The following is a 25,505-nucleotide window of genomic DNA, read 5'->3' as shown; positions in this document are numbered from 1 at the left end:
CCCCCTGTTTTCTTTATCATACTTTGAGTAGCCAGGCCGTATGCATTCCCCTTATATTTTGCTGGGGTCGGACCTGTAAAACGCCAATACACGCTGAAGTATGACGAGCAAGCCTGCCACGAGTTAGGCTTACCTTTAGTATATAAACATCAAATAGTTTTTGCCTAACCTAATGTAAAGAAGTCTAAAGAAATTACACCAGGCATTATGTGCTTTTCAGAAAAGAAGAAGGCGGCTATTTAGCCGCCTTCTTACTTAGCTTGCCTGCGAGGAAGCGTCTTCAGTTCCTGGCAGTGGCTCAGGTAACTGCGGGGCAAATCCGCGCAGACCCACCACGTGAACGTGCTCGGTGTTCTGGAAGACTTTACGCACCAGTTTGTAGGTGGTGCCTTTCTCCGGGCTGATGTTTTCCGGCGCAGCGATAATCAGCTGCATCTGCAAACGCTCGCACAGTTCAAACAGGGTCGCGATAGAGCGGGCATCAAGTCGCGCAGCTTCATCAAGGAACAGCAGACGACAAGGCGAGATATCTTTCCCGCGCAGTCTGCGACCTTCATCTTCCCAGCTTTGTACAACCATCACCAGGATCGACATCCCGGTCCCGATCGCCTCACCGGTTGACAGTGCGCCAGATTCAGCACGCAGCCAGCCGTCTGAACCACGGTTAACCTCAACTTCCATTTCCAGATAGTTACGGTAGTCCAGCAGCTCTTCACCAATGGTTTGCGGCGTGCGTTGTCCCATATCAATCTGCGGATTCAGTCGCTGATACAGCTTCGCCAGCGCTTCAGAGAAGGTCAGACGGTTGCTGTTAAACAGATCCTGATGCTGTTCATGCTGCTCGGACAGGACATCCAGCAAGGTGGCGTGGGTTTCACGCACGTTGACGTTCAGACGAACGCTATTTACCTGGCCAAACGATACGCTTTGCAGACCCTGGTTCAGCATACGAATACGGTTTTGTTCGCGCTGAATCGTCTTACGAATGATGTTCGCCACGCTGCGGGAGCTGATCGCCAGCTTCTGTTCACGCGAGGTTAATTCTTCCGTCAGACGGCTCAGTTCGATCTCCATCTGTTCAATCGCTTCCACCGGATCGTCGGTACGAATAATATCCTGACGAATACGTTCACGCAGATGCTGATAAACCGCGACAAAGAACTGAATTTTACGCTCCGGGCGCCTCGGATCTTCAGACATGCGCAACACATCACGCAGGTGTTCGTTATCCGCCACCGCCAGACGCAGCGCGCCCAACGCCTTATCCGACATCGAACGCAGTTCATCACCAGAAAGATACGCCAGCTCGCGACGGTGCAGACGGCGTTCAACGCCATTGTCTTTCACCATGCGCATCACCGCACACCAACCGGCTTTCGCGGTGACAACCTGTTCGCGCATCTCAAAATAATCGCGTTCCAGTTTACGCAGTTTGCGGGTCAGGTTGTCCATCTCCGCTTCGCAGAAGGTCAGCGCTTTTTCCAGTTGGTTACGGCGCGCACGGTTGTTGCTGAGCTGCGCATGCAGTTCATCACGACGGATACGGGCACGCTCTTCCGCACCGCTGTCAGCACGAACGCCGATATCCTGCAGTTCACGTTGTAAATCGTTGAGCAGTTCTTTTTTAGTGTCATAGGAGCTTTTCAGCGACGCCATGACCTGATTGTACTGGCTTAACTGCGCGGCGTGGCTGCGCAGCGCTTCACGAGCGCGGGTACGTTCAGCTTCCGCCTGTTCCAGACGCTGGCGCAGTTTTTCGTTCAGATCGCTGTTGCCGCTCAGCATTTCGGCTGAATCGGAATAGCTAAAGTGCGCCCGGCGTTGTACGACCTCAGTTAGCGCAAACGCCTGCTGACGCGCGTCACGCTGCATCTGCTGGGAATAGGCGTAATCTTCCTTCAGTTGTTCAAACTGCTCAGGGTCATTTTGCAGAACCGAAACCATCGGTTCCAGTTTGGCTAATTGATTGCCGTGCTGCTGCACAAAACGCGCCGCTTCCTGGGCTTCATCCAGACGCTCGCGAATTTCGTCCACGCGATCGGCCAGCGTGTCATCGGCCAGCAGATTCAAACGCGGCAGCAGGCGGTTCAGCGCAGAGACCCCCTCTTTCGCCTGTTCAAACTGCATACGGCTTTGCTGGTTATCATTTTCATGATTGGTCAGCGCACGCTCCAGCTCAACGCGGCGGCTGTTCAACTGACGAATTTCTGCTTCCGGATCGGCTTCAAACGCCACCGACAAATGGCTGCCGATAAAGCGGCTGAACGCCTGATGCAGACGCTGGGTTTTCTGGACGTCAAAAGAGAGCGTGGCGAAACGTTCAGACAGTCCTTCACGCTCGGCATGCAGGGTTTCGATACGGCTTTCGCGCGCCGCACGACCAAAAATGGGTACCGTCGGGAAGCGGGAATAACGCCACTGGCGCTCGGCGGTTTTCACCACCACCGCTTTTTCCAGCTCATCCACGCTGAAAACGCTGTCATCAAACGACTGCGGATCCCCTTCGATAAAATAGAGATCTTCCGGGCAATCCGTCAGTCCTTCAAGCTGTTCGGTGATCAGCGACAGATCCGGCACCACGATAGCATGGCGTGAAGGACCGTACAGCGCGGAGAAGTACGGCGCATCTTCAAGGCTAACGTCGTCATAAATTTCTGACAGCAGCACGCCGCCGAAGCGTTCCGCCAGCGCGTTCAGACGTTGATCTTCCGCCCCGCCCGGCTGACTTAAACGTTCAATTTCTTCATCAACCGCGTTTTTGCGTGCGCCAACTTCATCACGCTCAACAATAGCTTCACGCTCGCGCTCCAGCAATTGCTGCAGATACTCGGTTACGTCCTGGCTGGAGGTAAACTCTTCGCCGCACTGTTCGCTAAGTTGATTCAGGCTATTTTGCGCGGCCAGCCAGACCGGCGCGCGCTTCATCAAATGCTGAATACGCGACTGTAGCTGTTCCTGTTCCTGACGCAGCGTCATTCGCTGTTCGCTGGCAGACGATACGCTGTCCGACAAGGCGGCGATGCGCGCTTCCAACTCCTGATGCAGCGCTTCCAGCTCATCGATATCGAACTGTTTACCCTGGCGTTTGCAGAATTCAGCCAGCAGTCGCTCGGCGTCCTGCTGTTCGCGCAGACGCTGTTCCAGCTCGCTGAGTCGCATACGCAACGGCTGCACCTGTTCCGCCAGGTGACGCTGCTCAACACCTTCCCGCAGCAGTTCACGCGCCACGTTCCAGGCCTCACCACGCGCCAGTGGGCCGTTGATAGCCGCCACCAACTGATAAGCCTGTTCAAACTGGCTGTGCGCGGTTTGCGCCACGCTCATTTTTTGTTCCAGCGTCAACAGTTTTTCTGTGGCTTCCAGCTCTTTAGCCTGGAAGGTTTCCAGCCATTCAGCAGCGCTGTCGGCTGTCAGATCCGGTAAGTGGCACAGCTCTTTGGCCCGGCTTAACGCCTGAATCGCCTGAGTATACTGGATAGCTCGCGTTTGCTGGACGTCCAGCGCCTGCTGGTAATCGGCAAGCTGACTTTTCAGCTCATCCACTTCCAGCTCAGCAGCTTCCGCGCGGGCTTCGTTTTCATCCTGGCGGTCAACGGCTTCCGCAACGACCTCATTTTGTTCTTCGAGACGGACCTGTAATTCTTCGAGATCCGCTTCATAGCGTTCAATTTTTTCCTGCTGACGCAGCGCGGTTTGCACCAGGTTGAGGTGATCGCTCGCGGCCTGGTAATCAGCTTCCAGATCGCCCTCTGCGCCGTTGTGCTCGCCCAGTTCGCGCGCCATGTCCACGTGCTTATACTGCTCAGCAGCCAACTGCTTGCGCGAGGTATGCAGCTCACGACGATATTCCAGCGCTTTATCCAGATGAATACGGCGCTCGTTGGCATGGCGCATATAATCCGCTGCCACGTAGTTGGTCGCTTCGCTGATCAAATGCTTAAACAGATCGCGGTCAGACTGGGTTACGCGAATCGCTTCCAACGTCATGCGGTTTTCACGCAGCGCGGCTTCCATATCCTGGAACGCTTTGCGCACGCCACCGTTTTCTGGCAGCAGGTAATCACGCAGTGAGCGAGTAATAGCGCTGGAGATACCGCCATACAGCGAGGCTTCAATCAGACGATAGAATTTACTACGATCGGACGCAGAGCGCAGACGACGGGCAATGATGCCCAGATCGAACATCAGCGAGTGATAATCCGTTATCGAATTGAACTGCTTAAACTGCACGCCTTCCATCTCATCAAGCTTCTCTTTCAGCTCAGGGAGAGACAGGACGCGCGCCTGGCGTTCGTTCAGCGTTTCCGTAACCAACTGAGTGGGCTGCACCGACATCGGCAGCCCCTGAATGGCAAACGGCTTGATATCCACTTTACGATCGCGACCGGCAACCTGTTGCAGACGAACGCCGACAACCACGCGCTGATGGCGGGAGTTGAGGACGTCGAGCATTGAGTAACAGACACCCGCTTTCAGCTTACCGTGCAGACCTTTGTCACGTGAACCGCTGGTCGCACCGGCTTCGGTGGTATTACGGAAATGCAGCAGGGTTAAATCCGGGATGAGCGCCGTAACAAATGCCGCCATGGTCGTGGATTTACCCGCACCGTTACCACCGGACAACGTAGTGACCAGTTCATCCAGGTCGAACGTACGGGCAAAAAAACCATTCCAGTTAATCAGCGTTAGTGAGCGAAATTTACCGCGTTCAATCATTATTCTTCTTCTCCACTGTCCGGCTGATTCTCTTCGGGCTCATCGTTGAGCTGCAGGCGGTTCTCGACCGGCATCGCTTCGCCATCACGAATTAAGCGACGCTGAGCTTCACGCGGATCGTCACCGCTGCGCACGTCCGCGCCAAAGCGGAAGACCGATTCCGTAATACGGAATTTGCTGCTGTCGTGGCCCAGAAACCACACCATGCCTAAGCGACGCAGACGGTTTAGCGAAGAACGTACCTTTTCCTGTAGCTTCTGACGGTCAACGTCCGAACCGGTTGAACGATTGTTCACCAGCTTCAGCAGTTTCGCTTCATCCGCCAGCGTCAACAGCTCGTCGTACAACTCTTGCTGGGTAAAAATCCCTTCATTCGCCAGGCGTTCCGGGCTGAGATAGAGATAGCAAAGAATTTTACCGACCATCATATCCAGTTCGGACAGAACCGAACGCGGAATGAGCGTCGTTGAACGCGGGCGAAGATAGAAGAACCCTTCCGGCGCGCGGATCAGTTCCACGTTATAGCGGCTGTAAAATTCTTCAAAATATTCCTGAAAATCCATCAGGAAGGCATGATTATCCAGTTCATCCAGGCCGATATGTCGGCCCGAACGTAATGCGCTATCCAGCGCCGGAAATAACGGATTCGCCAGCGCCTGCGCCAGCTTTACCGGCATCACTTGTTCAATATTTGTCAATGACATGCGCCTGTACCTTGGCTCCGTAATCATTAATCGGCTGCCATTTGGCTGGCAGTCCGGTGAAATCTGCTTGCGCTACGCCAAGACGTACCGCCTGATCGATAACAATACGCGCGACGTCGAAGTGACGCGCACGTGGATATTGCGCCAGATACTCGCGCACTACCAAACCGAGATCCAGTGGCGTTTGTCTGGATTTGTAGATAGCCAACTGCTCTTCGATAATCGCCGCCAGTTGCTCACGGATCTCGTTAAATTCTTCATATTCCAGATCTGTCGGAAGCTCACCGGTGACCTCTTCGTCACGCAGGACCATCTCTTCATCACGCATATCCAGCAGACGGTCGGCGTTGGCATAAGTCAGCGCCCACGGATCGTCAAAATAAGTCTGCACGGACTGGCGCAAACGCTGGGCAAAGACGCGGTTTTTATCCATATCAATCGCGGTACGGATAAACTTATGCACATGACGATCGTAACCGATCCACAAATCAATCGACTGCTGACCCCAACTGATAATGCGGTCGAGTTTGCTTTGTAAGTCAAACACCAGTCGGTCGACAAAATGCAAATCGTCATGCGTCATCGTGGCATCCTGGATGCGTAACAGGTTTGCCTGTAGCTTATCGCCCGCCGCTTCCAACGTATCCTGCAGTTCGCGCAGCGTCCCGGAAGTTTCAGAAAGCAGCAGTTCACAGCTGGAAATCGCCGCCCGCCAGTCTTTGTTCAACAATTGCGCGATATCGTCTTTCACCTGCTGCTGCTGTTCATCCATGATGCGCTGGGTGAGATCGATACTGTCAAAAATCTCCGCCACCGAATATTTCAGGGGCGCATAAACATTGCGATGCCAGTGGAACTCATCGCCACCTTCCGCTGCCGCATCCGCCGCGCGCTTCAATTCACCAGCCACAATCGACAACTGCATAGAAAGACGCAGCGTAGAGAATTCGCGTTGACGAATGTAGTAATCCGTGATGCCAATTCCAAGCGGCGTTAAACGATATATGGCATTGCCTTCCGCCTGCTCGCTGGTAAAGCGGTTCAGCAGACGTTGACGCACCATATCGTTGATCGCGTTGTTAGCGCGTACGCCTATGGTTTCGCTGGTTTGCTCAAACGCATCACTCACATGGCGGAACGCATCCACCAGCTCACCTTCACTCATCTCACCGTCAAGTCGCTCACCGTTCAGAGTGGCGACCGCCAGCAGGAACGAAAGTCTGTCTACCGGCAGAGAGATGGAGAAGTCATTTTTTCTGGCCCAGGCAACCAGTTCGGGGACTGTCTGGGAAAATTCACTCATAGGTTATCCTTGCATCTGCGGCTCGGGCCGGACTTTTAATCGCGGTGACATGAATATAGCGCCCAAGGCTGATATACGGTTCCTGGCGGCAATAGCGCGTTTCTAACTCAAGTAACATTTCGTAGTCGTCATGCTGCTTATGTTTATCCCGCAGATAATCATGAAACACACGGACGCCCGTTTTACTCGTTATCTGCCAACCGATCTCTTCCAGCCACTGGTAAACCTGCCCCGGATCGCGTGGGTAGTCCGGTGAAAGCGTGCGCTTTTTACGTTTCGGCATCCCCACCTGCACATAGTCAAAGTTCCCTGCGACCATGTTATGCATCAACAGACCGTTAGCATTGTAGAACATTAACGACAGCGCGCCGCCGGGGCGCAATACTGACCACAGCGTCTGCAATACGCTGACGGGATCCGTCACCCATTCCAGCACAGCATGAAACAATATCAGATCAACCGGGGTTTCCAAATGCGCAGTAACGTCCTGAGCGGCGCATTGTATAAAATGCATGTTTCCGCTCACACCTTTTGCCTCTGCCGCCTGTTGCGCACGGGCGATCATTTCGCCTGACAGATCGCATAATGTCACGAAGTGCCCACGTTGCGCCATCTTGATGGCCGTTTGCCCTTCACCACCGCCGGCATCCAGAATGCGCAATTTTTGCTCGCCGAATGTCGCCAATAATCGATCCAAATCCTGCCAAAGAATAGCTTGTCTTAATTGACCTTTGGTGGTGCCGTAAATGTTACGGGAAAACTTCTCTGCAATGTCATCAAAATTGCGATCCCGCATCGGGCTCTCCACATACTGGCTTTAGGGTGACTAAGTAAAACCGCTATTTTGTCACACCCACGCCGAGAATGAACCTTCCTGGTGTAATATCCCTGCAGATCCCCTGCTGTATGGTTAAAAAAGGAACCAAAAAGGATGCTTTTTACGCTGAAGAAAGTGATTGGCGGCATGATGCTGCCGCTTCCGCTGATGCTAACGATGATGGGTATTGGCCTGGCGCTGGTCTGGTTTAGCCGCTTTCAAAAAACAGGGAAAGTGTGTATCAGCCTGAGTTGGCTGGCTCTATTACTCCTGAGTTTGCAACCCGTCGCCGACAGTCTGCTGAAACCCATTGAGGACAGTTATCCCACCTGGCAGGATACGCAAAAAGTGGAATACATTGTGGTGCTGGGCGGAGGATATACCTGGAATCCACAGTGGGCGCCGAGTTCAAACCTGATTAACAACAGCCTTCCACGCCTGAATGAAGGTATTCGCCTATGGCGCGCTAATCCGGGATCAAAGCTTATCTTTACCGGCGCGGCCGCAAAAACGAATAACGTCAGTACCGCAGAAGCTGGCGCCCGCGTAGCGCAGTCGCTGGGAGTGCCGCCTGGTGACATCATTACACTGGATCAACCCAAAGATACTGAAGAAGAAGCAGCGGCAGTAAAGCAGGCCATCGGCAACGCGCCGTTTCTGCTGGTGACCTCCGCGTCGCACTTGCCGCGCGCCATGATTTTCTTCCAGCAGGCCGGGCTACATCCGCTGCCAGCCCCTGCCAATCAGTTAGCGATTGACTCCCCGCTTAATCCATGGGAACGGGCTATTCCCTCACCCGTCTGGTTAATGCACAGCGATCGTGTCGGATACGAAACGCTGGGGCGCATCTGGCAGTGGCTGAAGGGAGCGGAACATTGACAGAATGTTGCCTCTTATCAGGCCTACAGATTCAGCGCAGAATTCCAGGCCGGATAGTCAGGCGAGCCACGGCAGTAGGGATTTTGTCGCCAGATCAAAGTTGGCACGATTAAAGCGTCCGGTATTGACCAGTTGCGTAACCTCATCCCATAACACATACAACCAGCGCCGCCAGATGAATGACTCCGCCACTGGCGCGCGTTGCAGATATTGCCAAAGCAGGCTCTCCGCCAGCGCATTGTCCATTAAGCGGAACAATTCATATTCTCTTGGCGCCCACAACATCAAGCCCGGTCCCACCATTGCCAGGAGCTGATCGCTACGAGCGTCTTTGAGCATGCTGCGTAAACTGAAATTGCCGTGGATCAGCACGCAGTTATCATTAAATCCGGCAAATAGGTCGGGTAAACATTCACGGGTGCGGAACAGAATCCGCTTGTCCTGCATCGTCAGTCCGGTATTGTTGAACTGATTCAACGTGCTCCACAATACCTCGACACGCTGGCGATACCAGGACGGCCAGATGTTCTCTTGCGTGTTATCCACCGCACCCACGCAGCCGCGGCTATCCTGCCGATGCCATGACAGCAAACCTTCTACGATTTGATCTTTTAAATGTTCCCAGCGCTCGGGCGTTCGGGCAGGCGCTTCCACCGGCACGCCGCGTAAACGCTCAAGCAGGAGCACATCAGGACCGGGATGCTCCTCATGCGTTAAGACGCCATAAATGACCGGCATACGTACCGTGCCACTGCGCGCCAGCATGGAGGTTTTCCATGCCAGCTGCTGCGCCATACCCGGCGTGGTGAAACTTCTCGCCATCAGCGGCATCGGATTGCCCTGACTGTCGTACAGTGACCACAGGGCGGTATCCACTTTTTCATTCACGCATTCAATACGACTGAGTTTTTCACCCAGCAGATGGCTGAGTTCGGCACGCAACTGTTCCATTTCAGATTGCCCTCATAAAAGCTACTGCTTTCATAATGAGCGTCACGCAGACAGATGTCACCCGGATGAGATCAATTGATGAAAAGAAAAGCACAAGGAAAACGTAACGATACGACACTCCTCCCAAAAATACGCGGCATTATGGGTGGAGTGCCATGAGAAAAACTAACGCATTTCAGCGCGAACGCGCTCAAGATCCTCGGCAGTGTCTACGCCGGTACCCGGTACTTCTTTAGCGACGTCCACGTGAATTTTTTCGCCGTACCACAGCACACGCAGTTGCTCCAGCATTTCAATATGCTCAAGTGGGCTGGGCTGCCAGTTAACATAGCGGCGAATAAAACCGGCGCGATAACCGTAAATACCGAGGTGACGCAGGAAGGTATCGCCTACCGTTTCCAGGCTTTTGGCAAAACGGTCACGATCCCAGGGAATGGTTGCACGTGAAAAATAGAGAGCATACCCTTCGCTGTCCAGAACGACTTTCACCGCATTGGGATTAAATGCTTCTTCCGCACTATGAATGGGGGCCGCAAGGGTCGCCATACCAACCTGGCGTTGCGCCAGATTTTCGGCCACCTGACGAATAATGATCGCCGGGATCATCGGTTCATCACCCTGAACGTTCACAATAACGGTATCGTCGCTAAAGCCACATTTCTCGACGACTTCCGCCAGACGCTCGGTGCCAGACTGGTGATCGGCACGGGTCATGCAGACTTCCCCTCCCACCGCTTCTACCGCACGAGCGACATCTTCATGATCGGTGGCAACGATAATGCGTTCAGCGCCAGATTCACGCGCACGCTCCAGTACATGCACGATCATCGGCTTGCCGTTGATATCCAGCAGTGGCTTGCCCGGCAAACGTGTGGACGCATAACGCGCAGGAATAATGACCACAAAACTCATGATTTACTCTCATCCGCAGTCAGAACGCGGGCTTCGGTTTCCAGTAAAACGGGAATGCCATCACGCAGTGGGAAAGCAAGGTTATCCAGTTTACAAATTAGTTCCTGTTTTTCCTGGTTAAACCAGAGTTTGCCATTGCATACCGGGCAGGCAATGATTTCAAGCAGACGATGATCCATAGTTCCTCCAGATGGACCGGATTGTGAATCCGTAAATATTAACATAATCGCTTAACGGGCTGGGGCTATTTCCCAACCATGCCGTGCGCCAGCAAATAAACCTTCAGGGCAGTGCCCCAGCGTCACGCGCGTTGCCTGCTGCCAGCGGGCAAAATCATCAATCGCCTGGAACAACCCTTTTTGCAGAGTAACGCCAGGTTTGACCCCATCCTGTAACCATAGCGAGATCACCTCCAACACACCTGTTTTACGGTGCATTTTGGCATCCATCCGCCCCACTAACTGCCCATGATGCAGCAACGGCAGGACAAAATAACCGTACTGACGTTTCGCTGCTGGCGTATAACATTCCAGCCGATAGCTAAAATCGAATAGCTGCTCTGCCCGTTTGCGATCCCAGACCACCGGATCAAACGGCGATAAAACCGTGCTATGCGTTGCCGTTAATTTACCCGCCAGCGCCTGCTCAAGCAGCGGTTGAAAATCGCTATGCAACCACAGGGTTCCCAGCCCTTCAACGTCGACCGGGGTAATTTGTTGCTGCTCCTTGCGCACATCACACCAGTTTTTTAACCCCGGGCGCTTCAGGCGATAGTAGTCTGCCAACCACTGTTCGCGAAAAATTCCCAGACTACGGGCGCTGTTATCCAGCATGATAATTTCAGCTTCCTCTTGTGAAAGCCTGTCACGTTCATCATCCCAGTGCGGCATGACGCGATGGGTTAAATCATAGACTCGCTGGAAATTACGCCGCTCCACCACCATCACTTTCCCGGCAGTAAACAGTCCTTCAAGGTGTCGCTTATGCGGCTTCCATTCCCACCAGCCGTTAGCCCCCTTACGGGGATGTTCAAAATCGACTGAGCGTACCGGCCCATTATGGTGGATATGCTGGAGCAACTGCTCAATCTCATGGGCATGTTCTGTCATCCACGCCGCTTTATATTTCCAGCCCATTTTCTCCGGCGCCAGCATGCGGTGGCGTATCAGCATAAAGTCACTACGCGGCATAAAGCAGGCCTCATGCGCCCAGTACTCCATCAGCTCACCCTGCCGTAGCGAGTCATCCAGCCATTGCGGGGAATAATCACCCAATCGACTGAACAGCACCAGGTAAGGACTGCGCGCCACAATATTAATGGTATCGATTTGCAGTAAAGACATGCGCGAGATGGTGGCAAGAATATCTGCAGGATTTGCCCGGCGGCGTGTTTTTTTCAGCAGCCCTTGGGCAGCAAGGTGAAGATGACGAGCATCCGTCAGAGAAAGGCGCGGCAACGACATTTATGACCTCATAAATGATTCGCTGCCGCAGCTTGAATCCGTTAGCGAGTCAGCGAAATTAAGCTATTCAGCAACACTTCAGGCCGTTCGCCTGACAAATGTGCGTCCACAGGCAAATACCACCAGTTATCATCAGCAAATGCGCGGCATTTAACCGCATCTTTTTCCGTCATCACCAGCGTTTGCCCTGCGTCTGAAAACGCACTGACGTCACTGTAGGTCAGAGATTGATGATCTGCCAGCGCAATACATTTTTGTGGTTTGGCTCCGCACGCTTCAAGCGTGGCAAAAAAACGTGGCGGATGACCAATACCCGCCATGGCGACAATATGGGTTAGTTGCGCCACATCACGGCGTTCACCCGTGCGTAAATTAACGGCCAGCCCGGGTTCAAGTCGCATGGGAATCTCCCCCGGCTGTGGACTGCCACCGTTAACGATTGTCGCATCCACCGATTTAAGCCGACCTGCGCGTTCCCGCATGGGACCGGCCGGAAGCCACCAGCCATTGCCAAACCGACGTTCGCCGTCAATCACCACGATTTCAACATCTCGCGCCAGACGATAATGCTGTAGACCATCGTCCGTCACAATAATCTGCACATCTTGATGCGCCAAAATCGCTTTGACCGCATCTGCTCTGTTCGGAGAAACCGCTACCGGCACGCCGGTGCGCTGGTAGATGAGCACAGGTTCATCGCCCGCTTCAGCAGTTGTGGTATCAGCGGTCAGTAACAGCGGGTAAGCCGCGGCTTTTCCACCATAACCACGAGAAACCACGCCCACGCGGATACCACGTTGCTGTAGTCGTTCAACCAGCCAAATCACCACCGGCGTTTTACCGTTCCCGCCTGCGGTAAGGTTTCCCACTACGACAACGGGTACTGGCGCGCGCCATGCGCGCTTGAGCCCAAGCTTGTAGCATAAGCGGATCCCGCCACTCACCAGGCCATACAGCCAGGAGAGTGGAAGCAATAAGCGCCACAGCGGCGATTCACCAGACCAGATACGTGCGATCATTGACCGAATTGCATTTTGTGTAATTGCGCATACACACCGCGTTGCTCAATCAGCTCGCTATGGGTTCCGCGCTCAACAATAATACCGTCTTCCACTACGATGATTTCGTCCGCCTGTTCAATGGTAGAAAGACGGTGTGCGATGACCAGAGAAGTACGGTTTTTCTGCAGCTCATCCAGTGCCGCCTGAATCGCGCGTTCGGATTCAGTATCGAGAGCCGACGTAGCTTCATCAAGGATTAGGATCGGACTGTCACGCAGTAAGGCACGGGCGATAGCGATACGTTGACGCTGTCCGCCGGAAAGCAATACGCCGTTTTCGCCAATCACCGTATCCAGACCATTATCCATCTTATTGATGAAATCCATGGCATAGGCCATCTGCGCTGCTTTTTCAATCTGCTCACGGCTGTACAAATCGGTACGCGCGTAGGCGATGTTATTCGCGACCGTATCGTTAAACAGGTGCACATTCTGCGAAACCAAAGCGACCTGATCGCGCAGGGATGCCAGGGTATATTCGCGCAGATCGTGTCCGTCCATCAGAATCTGCCCTTCATCGATATCGTAGAAGCGCGTAATCAGGCTGGCGATGGTGGATTTACCTGAACCCGAACGCCCCACGAGAGCGACAGTTTTGCCCGCCGGAATATTCAGGTTGATGTTACGCAGCGCAGGGACTTCACGTCCTGGATAAGTAAAGGTCACATTGCGGAATTCCAGATCGCCGGTAGCGCGTTCGATAACGCGTTTACCTTCATCTTTCTCCTGTTCGCTATCCAGAATCGTAAATAAGGTCTGGCATGCCGCCATACCACGCTGGAACTGCGCGTTGACGTTAGTCAGCGATTTCAACGGACGCATCAGCGCGATCATTGACGAGAAGACAACGGTAATGGTCCCTGCCGTCAGGTTTTCCATGACGCTTGGGAAACTGGCTGCATATAACACGAAGGCCAGAGCCAGAGACGCAATCAACTGGATGATAGGGTCGGAGATAGAAGAGGCGGAAACCATCTTCATACCTTGTAAACGCATCTTGTTGCTGACTTTATCAAAGCGTTTGGTTTCGACTTCCTGACCACCAAAAATCAGAACTTCTTTGTGGCCTTTCAGCATCTGCTCCGCACTGGTTGTAACCTGCCCCATGGTGTTTTGCATGTTTTTACTGATGCTACGAAAGCGCTTAGAAACCACACGAATCGCTACTGACACAATTGGCGCCAGTACTATCAGGATCAATGACAGCTGCCAGCTGTAATAGAACATCATGATGAACAAGCCAATAATTGAGGCCCCTTCACGTACCACGGTGATCAGCGCGCCGGAAGACGATGACGCTACCTGCTCTGAATCATAGGTAATACGTGACAGCAACGTACCTGTAGACTGTTTATCAAAAAAGGAGACTGGCATGCCCATCATGTGACCAAACAGGCGGCGGCGCATGGTCATAACCACTTTGCCTGACACCCATGAGATACAATAGCTGGAGACATAGCTGGTTAAGCCACGAACTATCATCAGCCCAATAACCACCAGCGGCATCCACAGCAGCACCGAGCGGTCAGTTTTACCAAAACCATCATCCAGTAATGGCTTAAGGAGCGATAACATGAAGGTATCGCTGGCCGCGTTAAGGACTAACGCTATACCCGCCACGATCAGACCCGATTTAAAAGGCGCTATGGTTGGCCATAGTCGGCGAAACGTCTGCCACGTAGAGAGATCTTTATCGTTATGCATTCAAAAAACCAGCATTTGTTAGAATAGCCGCATATTCTACCCGTTATCCTCCGACACGCCAAACCACTGATGATACCAACGGGGTAAAATCTGATCTCGCATGCTGTGTATTTGCCAGGTATGTGGGTAAAAATCCAGCGTAATCTGCCCCTGATGTGGCGTATCCAGCCAGTGATAATCTTGTTGCCGATAGCGCCGCTTCACCTTCCAGGAAGGCAGTCGCCAGGCATTGTAACGGGATGCCGAGGCCAACGCAGCCTGTCCGCCGACACGCTGAATCAGCGCCAGTGATGAAGAGGTATTGCTGCCATGGTGTGGCACCTGCATAACAGTTGACTGCAGATGAGACCAGTAGTGACTTAGCATTTTTTGTTCAGCGGGAGACTCAATATCACCGGTCAGCAGAATACTCTGGTATCCGTCATCGACTTTAACCACGCAGGATTGGTTATTCCCCTGCGCTGTATTTCCACGCAGGGGCCAGTGTGCACTGAACGTTAATCCTTGCCATTGCCAGCGTTCCCCGCGAAAACACGGGAGATGACCTTTCCAGCCCAGTGGGCTTCTTATCCATAATAATGGCCAGGCTTGTTGCAGCGAGCGCAACCCACCCCGGTGGTCCATATGCTCGTGGCTTAAAATTATCCCTTCTGGCTCGAGGTTGTGCCAACGTAACCAGGGAATGATCAATTGCTGCGCGCTATCGCCCTCAGGCCATGCCAGACCCGTATCATATAGAATCGCTTTCCCATTGCGGGCGATCACCATCGCCAGTCCCTGCCCGACATCCAGCATATGCACTTGCCATGCATCCGTGCGTGGTGCTCGCCAGAGCGGTTCACTCAGCAAAAATAGCGCTGTGAAACAAAGCATCGGTAGAGTACGCCAGGTATTCAGTCGCCATGCGATGAGCATTAGCCCAGGTGCCAATGCAAGCCATTGCCAGCGGGCATCTATATTGATCCAGCCTTGAGGCAGAGCATTAAGTCCCCAAAATAACAGCGCCAGAGAGCGATCGGCTAAATACCACAGTCCTGATTCCAGCCCTCCCAGACCCGTTAAATGCACGAGCATGCCGGCTAATATCAGCGGTACGGAAATAAACGTGACCAGCGGTACAGCAAATAAATTAGCCACAAATGAAGTCAGGCTAATGCCATGAAACATCGAAATTTGCACTGGCAGAAGCAGAATCGTCATACCCAGTTGCAGATGAGCGAGGGCCAACAGTATGCGTCCAGTGCGAGAGAGCGACCAGGCAGGCAAAGGTATCCACTGATACCAGAATATCAGCGCCGCGACGGCAAAAGCAGACAACCACAGACTTTGTGACAAAATAGCGAGAGGATCCACCACCACGATGGCTGCGAGACAACAGACCCAGACCGACCATCCGCTCCACTGCCTGCCGCTTAGCTTCAGCGCTCCCCAGACCATCAGCGCGACAATCGTGCGCAATGCAGGAGGCTGAAGCCCCGTTAACCAGGCATAGAATGTTGCGCAGATAATCCCGCCAACCAGCGGAGCCTGCCAGTAAATCCATTTGGTTGGCATAAAAAACAGTCCACCGCGAATCAGTCCTCCCGCCAAAAGTGCGGCAAACGCAATATGCAGCCCAGAGATAGCCATCAAATGCGCCGTGCCGGTATCACGCATAATGGCTTTTACCTCTTGTGATACAGATAAGCGCTCCCCCATTCCCAGCCCCAGTATGACCTGCTGCCAGGGATAGTTGACGAGCTGGGTTTTTAGTGAAGAGAGATACTTCGAACGCAAGCTACATTGTGGCGCGATGACCGAAGCCTGCAAGAACCGTCCCGTCAGCGGCTGATGCTGTGCTAATGCGTGACGTTGGCTGTCAAATCCGCCCTCATTTAATTGGCCGTGTACGGCGCGAACTTTCAGCGTCATCGCCCATGTCTGCCCCGCGCAAACGTCGCCGGGCAGGTACTGCCCATACAGCACGATTCCCTGCGCAGGAAAGATTCGCCGCCCCTCCAGGTGCGTGATCTGACCATAGTGCGTGGTCATATTGTCAGTTCCGGTTATGCGCACGATTGCCTGCTGGTTTTTAGCAGGAAGCGTATTACCCGCCCAAAGCGCATCTTTCGCCGCCATTATTCCCCAAAGAAAAAACAGCAGGGTTAATCCGGCGAAACGCATATGTTTGTAAGGAAAAAGACAGAGCAGACATGCCAGAAAAAATACAACGCCGATGCTCAACATTTCGGGAAGCGCGGGTAATAGCATCAGAGGGAGAATGCCGCACAATGCACACGTACTCACCGTTGTTATTTTCATCAATACCTCCCTGTTGCGGGAAGTATGCAGTAATACTCAACGGTTGTCTGGCGACAATTTACTGTTATACGGCATGCGTTCCGCTGATATTTAGCGGCGGATGTAACGTGCGAATTAACTGGGATGAGGATTCCAGTATGGACCTGCAGAAATGAAAAAAGCACCCATACAGGTGCTTTTCTCGGCGTTAAGTCTCGCTAAAAACTTAACCGTAAATATTGGCGCGATCGCGCAGTTCTTTACCTGGTTTAAAGTGCGGAACGTATTTCCCTTCCAGATCCACTTTATCGCCGGTCTTCGGATTACGTCCGGTGCGTGGTGCGCGGTAATGCAAAGAGAAGCTGCCGAAACCGCGGATTTCAATACGCTCGCCCTGCGCAAGAGTCGAGGCCATATGTTCCAGCATCTCTTTTACTGCATCTTCAACCGCTTTCGCGGGAATATGAGGTTGCTGGGTTGCAAGTCTTTCAATCAATTCTGACTTGGTCATGATTCCTCCGGTTCCTTAAAGGCATAATTAGCTGCTGCATTGATTAAGGGCGGCCGTAGCCGCCCTTTGTCATTGATTACAGGACGAATCCTGTAATCTGTCAAGCTACTCGTCACCCTTTGTGCTGTTAACAGCACAAAGGATTTAGAGTACTCGATATTACTCGCCTTTAGCTGCTTTGAAAGCTTCAGCCATTGCGTTGTTAGAGAAGTTTGCATCTTCCTGTTTGTTAACAGTTGCGATTGCATCTTTCTCATCAGCTTCGTCTTTAGCACGAACAGACAGGCTGATTGCACGGTTCTTACGATCAACGCCGGTGAATTTAGCTTCAACGTCGTCGCCTACGCTCAGAACCAGAGTTGCATCTTCAACGCGGTCACGGGAAGCTTCAGAAGCGCGCAGGTAACCTTCAACGCCGTCAGCCAGTTCTACGGTTGCGCCTTTAGCGTCAACTGCAGTGACTTTACCGTTTACGATTGCGCCTTTCTTGTTCAGTGCAACCCAGTTGTTGAACGGATCTTCTGCGAGCTGTTTAACGCCCAGAGAGATACGCTCACGCTCTGCGTCAACCTGCAGAACAACTGCTGCGATTTCGTCGCCTTTTTTGTATTCACGTACTGCTTCTTCGCCTGCAACGTTCCAGGAGATGTCAGACAGGTGAACCAGGCCGTCGATGCCGCCGTCCAGGCCGATGAAGATACCGAAGTCAGTGATAGACTTGATTTTACCTTCAACACGGTCGCCCTTGTTGTGGGTTTCCGCGAACTGCTGCCATGGGTTGTTTTTGCACTGCTTCAGACCCAGGGAGATACGACGACGTTCTTCGTCGATATCCAGAACCATAACTTCCACTACATCGCCAACGTTAACAACTTTGGACGGGTGGATGTTTTTGTTGGTCCAATCCATTTCGGAAACGTGAACCAGGCCTTCAACGCCTTCTTCGATTTCAACGAAGCAGCCGTAGTCGGTCAGGTTGGTCACGCGACCAGTCAGTTTGGTACCTTCCGGATAACGCTTAGCGATAGCTACCCATGGATCTTCGCCCAGCTGTTTCAGGCCCAGAGATACACGAGTACGCTCGCGGTCGAACTTCAGCACTTTAACAGTGATTTCGTCGCCAACGTTTACGATTTCGCTCGGATGCTTAACGCGTTTCCATGCCATGTCGGTGATGTGCAGCAGGCCGTCAACGCCACCCAGATCAACGAATGCACCGTAGTCAGTGAGGTTCTTAACGATACCTTTAACTTCCATGCCTTCCTGCAGGTTTTCCAGCAGCTGATCGCGTTCTGCGCTGTTTTCGGATTCGATAACGGCACGACGGGAAACAACAACGTTGTTACGCTTCTGATCCAGCTTGATGACTTTGAACTCAAGCTCTTTGCCTTCCAGGTGCAGCGTGTCGCGGACCGGACGAACGTCTACCAGGGAACCCGGCAGGAACGCGCGAATACCATTCAGCTCAACAGTGAAGCCACCCTTGACTTTGCCATTGATAACACCAGTAACGGTTGCAGCTTCTTCGTAAGCTTTTTCCAGCGTGATCCAAGCTTCGTGACGTTTAGCTTTCTCACGGGACAGCAGGGTTTCACCGAAGCCGTCTTCTACTGCATCCAGAGCAACGTCAACTTCGTCACCAACCTGGATTTCCAGCTCGCCCTGGGCGTTTTTGAACTGCTCTGCCGGAATGGCGGACTCAGATTTCAGACCGGCGTCAACCAGTACTACGTCTTTGTCGATAGCAACAACAACACCACGAACGATGGAACCCGGGCGGGTTTCGATTTCTTTTAAGGATTCTTCAAACAGTTGAGCAAAAGATTCAGTCATGTTTAATCTTCAGGTTTCATATTTAACGTCCACCTGGCTCCATGCCGGATGGGGTTGTTTAACATACCCGCTGTCAGTCCATTGCAACGGGGGTACTGCAAATTCGGTCGCACTTAAGCGAGTGCCAGTTTTTGGCGCGCGTATTGTAACGCTTTTTCAATCACTTGCTCAATGCTTAATCGGGTTGAATCCAAAACTAAAGCATCAGCAGCGGGAACCAGCGGCGCTACAGCACGGTTACGATCGCGGTAATCGCGTTCTTCGATCTCGGCCAAAAGGCGTTCAAAGTTAACACTAAAGCCCTTCTCCTGCAACTGTAGCATACGTCTATGCGCACGTTCGTGCGAGGAGGCGTCCAGAAAAATTTTCACCGGCGCATCCGGGAACACGACGGTCCCCATATCGCGTCCGTCGGCAATCAGGCCAGGCGCTTCGCGAAACGCGCGTTGACGACGTAACAGCGCTTCGCGCACGCGGGGAAAAGCAGCCACCTGGGATGCGGCATTCGCCACTTCCTGAGTGCGGATTTCGCCGCTAACATCTTCACCTTCCAGAATGACTTCCAGGTTGCCGTCCGTTGAGATAAAACGCACATCCAGATGTGAGGCAAGCGGTACCAGAGCATCTTCAGAGGTGACATCAACATGGTGATGTAACGCTGCGAGCGCCAGTACGCGATAGATCGCGCCTGAATCTAACAGATGCCATTGCAATGCTTCCGCCATTGCCTTGCACAAGGTGCCTTTACCTGCACCGCTTGGGCCATCAATGGTAATAACCGGGGCAATTGCCGTCATCTTTTTCTCCTTAAACGGGCATACGTTAACGTGAACGCCGCGCATTATACGCGCCAACGACAACGATCGTTATCTTTGTGTGAAAAATGCAGAATCATTGAAGCTGAGTGTAGAAGAAATAGACAATCGGAGATGGCAGAATGTGCCGCACCTGATAGTGCGGCAATAAAATCATGCAGGTGTACTAATACGCGCCAGCTGTTCGAAATAATCCGGGAAAGTTTTGGCGGTACATTTGGGATCAAGAATGGTCACCGGGGTGTCAGACAGCGCCACCAGCGAGAAACACATCGCCATACGATGATCGTTATAGGTTGCGATATCCGCAAACTGCAGCGTCGCTGGTGGTGTAATGCGGATGAAGTCATGCCCCTCTTCCACTTCCGCGCCCACTTTGCGTAATTCCGTCGCCATCGCAAACAGACGGTCGGTCTCTTTGACGCGCCAGTTGTAGATGTTGCGTAAGGTCGTGGTGCCTTTAGCAAACAGCGCAGCCGTGGCAATAGTCATCGCCGCATCGGGAATATGGTTCATATCCATATCCACAGCGTTCAGTTCGCCGTGAGTACAGGCAATAAAGTCATCGCCCCATGTAATGGTCGCGCCCATTTTTTCCAGTACATCCGCGAAGCGAATATCGCCCTGCATACTGTTGCGACCAATCCCAGTGACTTTTACCGTGCCGCCTTTAATGGCGCCCGCCGCGAGGAAGTATGAAGCAGAGGAAGCATCGCCCTCAACCAGATAGGCACCCGGTGACTGATACTGCTGCTGCCCCTGCACAACAAAGCGCTGGTAGTTCTGATTCTCAATTTCAACACCAAACGTCTTCATCAGATTCAGTGTGATATCAATATAAGGTTTGGATACCAGCTCGCCTTTAATGGCGATCGTGGTATCCTGCGGCGCCAGCGGTGCAGTCATTAACAGCGCAGTGAGGAACTGGCTGGACACGCTGCCGTCCACCTCAACCTGCCCTCCGGTGAAGCCACCACGCAGACGCAAGGGCGGATAGTTTTCCTGCTCCAGATACTCAATGTTGGCTCCCCCCTGGCGCAGCGCGTCAACCAGATGGCCAATCGGGCGCTCCTTCATGCGCGGTTCACCCGTCAACACGATGTCATTACTGCCGAGGCACAGCGCAGCAGCCAGAGGACGCATTGCGGTTCCGGCATTGCCAAGAAACAATTCCACTGCCCCTTCGGCATGTAATGCGCCACCGTTGCCGATAATCTCGCAGCGGGTGCGATCGGCGGAAAGGGTATAACTAATCCCTAACGCATTCAGTGCATTGAGCATATGACGGACATCGTCGCTGTCCAGCAGGTTGGTCAGAACAGTGGTGCCATTTGCTAATGCGGCCAGCAGCAAAGCGCGGTTAGAAACACTTTTGGATCCAGGCAGATTGATGGTGCCATCCACCCGCGCAATGGGTTGTAACGTCAGGGATTCCATGAAACTCAACTCTCAAAACAGATATAAAAACCCCACAGACGGGCTGTGGGGATGAAAAGTACAGCTGATTAACCGCGGCGGCGTTCGAAATCGACCATGAAATCGGTCAGTGCTTTTACGCCTTCAAGCGGCATCGCATTATAGATGGACGCACGCATACCGCCGACCACGCGATGCCCTTTCAGCGCATGCAGACCCGCAGCGAAAGACTCCTCCAGGAAGAGTTTATCCAGGGCACTATCAGCCAGCTGGAACGGGACGTTCATACGCGAACGGTTCGACTTCGCGACATCGTTGCGATAGAAGTCGCTGTTGTCGATCACGCCATACAACAGCTCTGCTTTTTGCTGGTTAATTTTATCCATCGCATTAACACCGCCCTGCTCTTTCAGCCACTTAAAGACCAGGCCAGACAGATACCAGGCAAAGGTTGGCGGCGTGTTGAACATGGAGTCGTTGTCGTTCAGCACGGTGTAGTCGAGGATTGACGGGCATGATACATGCGCTTTACCCAGCAGATCTTCACGTACGATGACAATCGTCAGTCCCGCAGGACCAATGTTTTTCTGCGCCCCGGCATAGATTACGCCATAGCGGCTAACATCAAGCGGCGCAGAGAGAATAGTAGAAGAGAGATCCGCCGTGACGACTACGTTGCTGGCAAAATTCGGCGTTTCATCAATCGCGATGCCATCGATGGTTTCGTTCGGGCAATAGTGCAGATACGCCGCGTTGTCAGAAAGCTGCCATTCGCTCATTGGCTTAACAGCACGCAGACCGTCAACGGTGACTTTGGCATCGATAACGTTTGGCGTGCAGTACTTTTTCGCTTCTTTAATTGCACTGGCGGCCCAGTAGCCGGCATCAACGTAATCCGCTGTCGTTTTATCACCGAGAATATTTAACGGGATACCGGCGAATTGCCCACGGCCACCGCCATGACAGAACAACACTTTATAGTTGGAGGGGATGCTGAGGAGATCGCGAAAATCCTGCTCTGCTTCCTCTGCAACCTGGATAAACTCTTTGCCGCGGTGGCTAATTTCCATTACCGACGTGCCAAGACCGTTCCAGTCGCGAAGATCCTGTTGAGCCAGTTTAAGTACTTCCGCCGGTAGCATTGCCGGACCTGAACTAAAATTGAAGACCTGAGCCATTTCCCCTCACCACGTTGTGTTGTTATCCAATCAACATCCTGTCATTGACGATAATCCTGTGACAGACATTGGGTATAAGTTATTCCTGTGGATATCGGTTTTATCATTCAGTGACACGCGCCGCAATGGGTAAAACTGAGCGGGGTAAAAATGAGTCATCGGTCACACAACAGAATCTATCGGATTGACGGGTAAAAACCGAGATTTTCGCTGTCAGGTGACCCGTTTTGCCCGACTGGCCTTCGACCATTCTGGATTTGCGCAGCGCGGACATAATTGATGATCCCCCGCGCTCATTTGCACCACTTCACTACACCGTACGCATGCATAGTCGCCTGTTTCAGGTACCACCTTAAATCGCTGCGTACAATGTTTAGGCAGAATGCTAAGACCCGGTTTTACGTCTTCATCGGCAAAGAAGTAAACGCTGATCTGCCCATTCGTCTCAAGAATAGCGAGTTTTACCTGCCCCAGTTGCTCTACGCCGTTCAAACGCAGCTCCATAAAGAATTCGAATTCCGTCATATTGGCGCGATTAAGCTTTGACCATGACAATTCACCATCTTCAATGATGACCACTGGCTTACCTTCCAGTAGATCTTCCAGCTTTTCGCTGTGTGACATCAGCCACATGACAATACGATAAAGCAACGCCAGGGTAATAAAGACCACCAGCACCGGAATCATCGGCACATCGTCATAAAACGCCACATCCCCCGCCGCTGAGCCCAGCGTAAGAATAATCAGCACTTCGAAAAGCGACATCTGCCGTACGCCACGCCGTCCTGTTAGCTTTAAAAACAGAAAAACCAATATAAAGGTATAGAGACTGCGCAGCGCAACCTCGCCAAGAAATTCCATTGGCACCTTATCCAGTGCCATACGCTGTAAATCGAATGCTTTCATTTTGTGCTCTTAACATTGATGACTGTGTGAAAGCATAGCCAATAGTTTTATTTACGCCTGGGCTCCGGCGGCGATAGCGCCGTTCATTGAAAACCCGTATCATTGCGCGCTTTCCGTACGACAAAAGTGATTTTCATGACGCAAACATTTATTCCCGGCAAAGATGCCGCTCTGGAAGACTCCATCGCTCGCTTCCAGCAAAAATTACTCGACCTTGGTTTTCAGATTGAAGAAGCCTCATGGTTGAACCCCGTGCCTAACGTTTGGTCTGTACATATTCGCGACAAAGAATGCGCGCTGTGCTTTACCAACGGTAAAGGCGCGACGAAAAAAGCGGCGCTGGCCTCCGCGCTGGGCGAATATTTTGAGCGTCTGTCTACGAACTACTTCTTTGCAGATTTCTGGCTGGGCGAAACCATCGCCAACGGCCCGTTCGTGCATTATCCGAACGAAAAATGGTTCCCGCTGACGGAAGACGACGACGTGCCGGAAGGTCTACTGGATGCGCGTCTGCGCGCGTTTTACGATCCAGAAAACGAATTGACCGGAAGCATGCTTATCGACCTGCAATCCGGTAATGAAGATCGTGGCGTCTGCGGCCTGCCGTTTACCCGTCAGTCTGATAACCAGACCGTCTATATTCCGATGAATATTATCGGCAACCTGTACGTTTCTAACGGTATGTCTGCGGGTAACACGCCCAATGAAGCGCGCGTTCAGGGCCTGTCTGAAGTCTTTGAACGTTATGTGAAGAACCGCATTATCGCGGAAAGCATCAGCCTGCCGGAAATCCCGGCCGAGGTGATGGCGCGTTACCCGGCGGTAGTGGAGTCCATCGCCAAACTGGAAGCGGAAGGTTTCCCGATTTTCGCCTACGATGGTTCGCTGGGCGGCAAATACCCGGTGATTTGCGTTGTCCTGTTCAACCCGGCCAACGGTACCTGCTTTGCGTCCTTCGGCGCGCACCCGGATTTCGGCGTTGCGCTGGAGCGTACCGTTACCGAACTGCTGCAGGGTCGTGGTCTGAAAGATCTTGATGTCTTCACCCCGCCGACCTTCGATGATGAAGAAGTGGCTGAACACACTAACCTTGAAACCCACTTCATTGATTCCAGCGGTCTGATCTCCTGGGATCTGTTCAAGCAGGATGCTGATTATCCGTTCGTTGACTGGAATTTCTCCGGCACTACGGAAGAAGAGTTCGCCACCCTGATGGCCATCTTCAACGCTGACGATAAAGAAGTGTATATCGCCGACTACGAACACCTGAGCGTTTACGCTTGCCGCATTATCGTTCCGGGCATGTCTGACATCTATCCGGCGGAAGATCTGTGGTTAGCCAACAACGCAATGGGTGCTCATCTGCGCGAAACGATCCTCTCTCTGCCTGGCAGTGAGTGGGATAAAGAAGACTATCTCAATCTGATCGAACAACTGGATGAAGAAGGTTTTGACGACTTCACCCGCGTTCGCGAACTGCTTGGTCTGGCGACCGGGGCGGATAACGGTTGGTACACCCTGCGCATTGGCGAGCTTAAAGTAATGCTGGCGCTGGCCGGTGGTGACCTGGAGCAAGCACTGGTATGGACAGAGTGGACGATGGAATTCAACGCCTCCGTCTTTAGCGCTGAACGTGCAAACTACTACCGTTGCCTGCAAACGCTGCTGCTATTGTCTCAGGAAGAGGATCGTCAGCCGCTGCAATATCTGAACGCGTTTGTCCGCATGTACGGCGCCGATGCGGTTGAAGCGGCAAGTGCGGCATTGAGTGGTGAGGCCGCATTTTATGGTCTTCAGCCAGTGGACAGCGATCTGCACGCGTTCCCGGCGCATCAGTCTCTGCTGAAAGCCTATGAAAAACTGCAGCGCGCGAAAGCAGCGCACTGGTCAAAATAGTGACAAACGGCCTGCGTGAAGTAGGCTAAATGTATTGTCTGGGCTATATTACGGGGCGCTTTATGCGCCCTGTTTTTTATTTTGGTCAAAACAAAAAATAAATGTAAAAACAAGGTTAAATATTAGTAGTTGATATTAAAAAAATTAGCTTATTAATGTGG

General features: G+C 52.6%; 19 protein-coding genes. 2 read left to right on the top strand and 17 right to left on the bottom strand.

Translation table 11 applies throughout. The features are described from left to right. Window positions 1-255: 255 nt before the first annotated feature. Genes mukB through cmoM form a run of 4 tightly spaced genes read right to left on the bottom strand, consistent with a single transcriptional unit; the run spans window position 256 to window position 7,519 of the window. Window positions 256-4,716 carry a chromosome partition protein MukB gene (mukB, locus tag ACVXHP_RS01205; protein ID WP_447570712.1) on the bottom strand — a complete coding sequence of 1,487 codons (4,461 nt, stop codon included), beginning with the start codon at window positions 4,714-4,716 and terminating at the stop codon, window positions 256-258. Continuing rightward, window positions 4,716-5,420, bottom strand: coding sequence for a chromosome partition protein MukE (gene mukE, locus ACVXHP_RS01200; RefSeq protein ID WP_042309434.1), 705 nt, complete (start codon window positions 5,418-5,420; stop codon window positions 4,716-4,718). Before mukE ends, mukB begins: the two co-directional genes overlap by 1 nt. Beyond that, window positions 5,401-6,723 (bottom strand): chromosome partition protein MukF, encoded by a 1,323-nt coding sequence (gene mukF, locus ACVXHP_RS01195; RefSeq protein ID WP_061381858.1) that lies wholly within the window; start codon window positions 6,721-6,723, stop codon window positions 5,401-5,403. Before mukF ends, mukE begins: the two co-directional genes overlap by 20 nt. Beyond that, a complete protein-coding gene (gene cmoM / locus ACVXHP_RS01190; protein WP_447570711.1) occupies window positions 6,716-7,519 on the bottom strand; it encodes a tRNA uridine 5-oxyacetic acid(34) methyltransferase CmoM in 804 nt (267 codons plus the stop codon). The genes mukF and cmoM overlap by 8 nt, the downstream gene beginning before the upstream one ends. 135 nt (window positions 7,520-7,654) lie before the next feature. Here cmoM and elyC point away from each other — a divergent pair, with 135 nt between their 5' ends. Next, window positions 7,655-8,419, top strand: coding sequence for an envelope biogenesis factor ElyC (gene elyC, locus ACVXHP_RS01185; RefSeq protein ID WP_447570710.1), 765 nt, complete (start codon window positions 7,655-7,657; stop codon window positions 8,417-8,419). Window positions 8,420-8,476: 57 nt separating this feature from the next. Here elyC and ACVXHP_RS01180 read toward each other — a convergent pair whose 3' ends face one another. The 13 genes from ACVXHP_RS01180 to ACVXHP_RS01120 form a co-directional block, all read right to left on the bottom strand. After that, on the bottom strand, window positions 8,477-9,370 hold the full coding sequence (locus ACVXHP_RS01180; RefSeq protein WP_200007006.1) for a YcbJ family phosphotransferase: 894 nt from the start codon (window positions 9,368-9,370) through the stop codon (window positions 8,477-8,479). A gap of 165 nt (window positions 9,371-9,535) precedes the next feature. Continuing rightward, a complete protein-coding gene (gene kdsB / locus ACVXHP_RS01175; protein ID WP_447570709.1) occupies window positions 9,536-10,282 on the bottom strand; it encodes a 3-deoxy-manno-octulosonate cytidylyltransferase in 747 nt (248 codons plus the stop codon). After that, window positions 10,279-10,461, bottom strand: a complete 183-nt coding sequence (gene ycaR / locus ACVXHP_RS01170; protein ID WP_003035793.1) for a protein YcaR — start codon at window positions 10,459-10,461, stop codon at window positions 10,279-10,281. Before ycaR ends, kdsB begins: the two co-directional genes overlap by 4 nt. Window positions 10,462-10,512: 51 nt before the next feature. Beyond that, window positions 10,513-11,745 carry a winged helix-turn-helix domain-containing protein gene (locus ACVXHP_RS01165; RefSeq protein ID WP_447570708.1) on the bottom strand — a complete coding sequence of 411 codons (1,233 nt, stop codon included), beginning with the start codon at window positions 11,743-11,745 and terminating at the stop codon, window positions 10,513-10,515. Window positions 11,746-11,786: 41 nt separating this feature from the next. After that, entirely contained in the window at window positions 11,787-12,764 is a 978-nt protein-coding gene (gene lpxK, locus ACVXHP_RS01160) for a tetraacyldisaccharide 4'-kinase (RefSeq protein WP_304697685.1), read from the bottom strand. Then, window positions 12,761-14,509, bottom strand: coding sequence for a lipid A ABC transporter ATP-binding protein/permease MsbA (gene msbA / locus ACVXHP_RS01155; protein ID WP_200007014.1), 1,749 nt, complete (start codon window positions 14,507-14,509; stop codon window positions 12,761-12,763). The genes lpxK and msbA overlap by 4 nt, the downstream gene beginning before the upstream one ends. 36 nt (window positions 14,510-14,545) lie before the next feature. Next, on the bottom strand, window positions 14,546-16,810 hold the full coding sequence (locus ACVXHP_RS01150; RefSeq protein WP_447570707.1) for a ComEC family protein: 2,265 nt from the start codon (window positions 16,808-16,810) through the stop codon (window positions 14,546-14,548). Between the two features lie 205 nt (window positions 16,811-17,015). Continuing rightward, the gene (gene ihfB / locus ACVXHP_RS01145) at window positions 17,016-17,300 is read right to left on the bottom strand and encodes an integration host factor subunit beta (RefSeq protein WP_003035780.1); all 285 of its coding nucleotides are present in this window, start codon (window positions 17,298-17,300) and stop codon (window positions 17,016-17,018) included. Window positions 17,301-17,459: 159 nt separating this feature from the next. Continuing rightward, a complete protein-coding gene (gene rpsA / locus ACVXHP_RS01140) occupies window positions 17,460-19,133 on the bottom strand; it encodes a 30S ribosomal protein S1 (protein ID WP_003035776.1) in 1,674 nt (557 codons plus the stop codon). A 113-nt stretch (window positions 19,134-19,246) separates the two neighbouring features. Continuing rightward, window positions 19,247-19,930, bottom strand: coding sequence for a (d)CMP kinase (gene cmk, locus ACVXHP_RS01135; RefSeq protein WP_032939922.1), 684 nt, complete (start codon window positions 19,928-19,930; stop codon window positions 19,247-19,249). Between the two features lie 171 nt (window positions 19,931-20,101). After that, window positions 20,102-21,385, bottom strand: a complete 1,284-nt coding sequence (gene aroA / locus ACVXHP_RS01130) for a 3-phosphoshikimate 1-carboxyvinyltransferase (protein ID WP_447570706.1) — start codon at window positions 21,383-21,385, stop codon at window positions 20,102-20,104. A gap of 68 nt (window positions 21,386-21,453) precedes the next feature. Continuing rightward, complete coding sequence (gene serC / locus ACVXHP_RS01125) at window positions 21,454-22,542, bottom strand: 3-phosphoserine/phosphohydroxythreonine transaminase (RefSeq protein ID WP_016152445.1); 1,089 nt, start codon at window positions 22,540-22,542, stop codon at window positions 21,454-21,456. A 213-nt stretch (window positions 22,543-22,755) separates the two neighbouring features. After that, complete coding sequence (locus ACVXHP_RS01120) at window positions 22,756-23,448, bottom strand: DUF421 domain-containing protein (RefSeq protein ID WP_042309456.1); 693 nt, start codon at window positions 23,446-23,448, stop codon at window positions 22,756-22,758. A gap of 135 nt (window positions 23,449-23,583) precedes the next feature. Here ACVXHP_RS01120 and ycaO point away from each other — a divergent pair, with 135 nt between their 5' ends. Next, on the top strand, window positions 23,584-25,344 hold the full coding sequence (gene ycaO / locus ACVXHP_RS01115) for a 30S ribosomal protein S12 methylthiotransferase accessory factor YcaO (RefSeq protein ID WP_200007022.1): 1,761 nt from the start codon (window positions 23,584-23,586) through the stop codon (window positions 25,342-25,344). The last annotated feature ends 161 nt before the right edge of the window (window positions 25,345-25,505 follow it).

The organism is Citrobacter freundii complex sp. 2025EL-00176 (genome assembly GCF_053309355.1).
Note: the sequence above shows the minus strand (reverse complement) of the source record. Positions and strands in the feature narration are given on the sequence as shown.

What these genes read in the sequence shown, in the direction of transcription:
- elyC (WP_447570710.1), top strand. Translation starts at nt 7,655, where the DNA reads ATGCTTTTTACGCTGAAGAAAGTGATTGGCGGCATGATGCTGCCGCTT.
- aroA (WP_447570706.1), bottom strand. Translation starts at nt 21,385, where the DNA reads ATGGAATCCCTGACGTTACAACCCATTGCGCGGGTGGATGGCACCATC.
- cmk (WP_032939922.1), bottom strand. Translation starts at nt 19,930, where the DNA reads ATGACGGCAATTGCCCCGGTTATTACCATTGATGGCCCAAGCGGTGCA.
- serC (WP_016152445.1), bottom strand. Translation starts at nt 22,542, where the DNA reads ATGGCTCAGGTCTTCAATTTTAGTTCAGGTCCGGCAATGCTACCGGCG.
- ACVXHP_RS01180 (WP_200007006.1), bottom strand. Translation starts at nt 9,370, where the DNA reads ATGGAACAGTTGCGTGCCGAACTCAGCCATCTGCTGGGTGAAAAACTC.
- lpxK (WP_304697685.1), bottom strand. Translation starts at nt 12,764, where the DNA reads ATGATCGCACGTATCTGGTCTGGTGAATCGCCGCTGTGGCGCTTATTG.
- ACVXHP_RS01120 (WP_042309456.1), bottom strand. Translation starts at nt 23,448, where the DNA reads ATGAAAGCATTCGATTTACAGCGTATGGCACTGGATAAGGTGCCAATG.
- ycaO (WP_200007022.1), top strand. Translation starts at nt 23,584, where the DNA reads ATGACGCAAACATTTATTCCCGGCAAAGATGCCGCTCTGGAAGACTCC.
- ACVXHP_RS01165 (WP_447570708.1), bottom strand. Translation starts at nt 11,745, where the DNA reads ATGTCGTTGCCGCGCCTTTCTCTGACGGATGCTCGTCATCTTCACCTT.
- mukE (WP_042309434.1), bottom strand. Translation starts at nt 5,420, where the DNA reads ATGTCATTGACAAATATTGAACAAGTGATGCCGGTAAAGCTGGCGCAG.
- ihfB (WP_003035780.1), bottom strand. Translation starts at nt 17,300, where the DNA reads ATGACCAAGTCAGAATTGATTGAAAGACTTGCAACCCAGCAACCTCAT.
- ycaR (WP_003035793.1), bottom strand. Translation starts at nt 10,461, where the DNA reads ATGGATCATCGTCTGCTTGAAATCATTGCCTGCCCGGTATGCAATGGC.
- mukF (WP_061381858.1), bottom strand. Translation starts at nt 6,723, where the DNA reads ATGAGTGAATTTTCCCAGACAGTCCCCGAACTGGTTGCCTGGGCCAGA.
- ACVXHP_RS01150 (WP_447570707.1), bottom strand. Translation starts at nt 16,810, where the DNA reads ATGAAAATAACAACGGTGAGTACGTGTGCATTGTGCGGCATTCTCCCT.
- rpsA (WP_003035776.1), bottom strand. Translation starts at nt 19,133, where the DNA reads ATGACTGAATCTTTTGCTCAACTGTTTGAAGAATCCTTAAAAGAAATC.
- cmoM (WP_447570711.1), bottom strand. Translation starts at nt 7,519, where the DNA reads ATGCGGGATCGCAATTTTGATGACATTGCAGAGAAGTTTTCCCGTAAC.
- mukB (WP_447570712.1), bottom strand. Translation starts at nt 4,716, where the DNA reads ATGATTGAACGCGGTAAATTTCGCTCACTAACGCTGATTAACTGGAAT.
- msbA (WP_200007014.1), bottom strand. Translation starts at nt 14,509, where the DNA reads ATGCATAACGATAAAGATCTCTCTACGTGGCAGACGTTTCGCCGACTA.
- kdsB (WP_447570709.1), bottom strand. Translation starts at nt 10,282, where the DNA reads ATGAGTTTTGTGGTCATTATTCCTGCGCGTTATGCGTCCACACGTTTG.